Origin of the sequence: Borborobacter arsenicus, assembly GCF_003934165.1 — a bacterium.
GTDB classification, from domain to species: domain Bacteria; phylum Pseudomonadota; class Alphaproteobacteria; order Rhizobiales; family Rhizobiaceae; genus Pseudaminobacter; species Pseudaminobacter arsenicus.
The window spans coordinates 1-316 of sequence record NZ_RKST01000119.1 but is presented as its reverse complement, the minus strand read 5'-3'; the positions used below and the strand labels follow the sequence as shown (position 1 = coordinate 316).

General features: G+C 59.2%; 1 protein-coding gene. It reads right to left on the bottom strand.

Going from position 1 to position 316, the window contains the following annotated elements:
* Nucleotides 1-237: transposase (locus EET67_RS25475; RefSeq protein WP_133308894.1), on the bottom strand; the 237-nt coding region annotated here is incomplete at its 3' end.
* Nucleotides 238-316 lie beyond the last annotated feature (79 nt).

Here is a 316-nt window from a genome sequence, read left to right as displayed (position 1 = left end):
TTCCATCCTGGCGTCGCTCAGATTGTGCTGGGCCTGCAGGATCAGCGCCTTGAACATCGACACCGGATCGAAAGGAGGGCGGCCGCCCTTGGCTCCGTCGCCGTAGCCCAGCCCTTCGATCAGCCAGCCGCGGAAATACTCGAAATCGACCGTCGCTTCCAGAACCTCCAGCGGGTCACCGATTTTGCTTAACCGCTCAAGATGCTCCGAAAGCCCGAATAGCGACCTCTGTTCCATCGTCCCGCCTCCAAATCATGACGGCCAGATTGAATCACGAAATCACCAACCGCGCGAGGTTAATGCGGGCGTCCAGCTT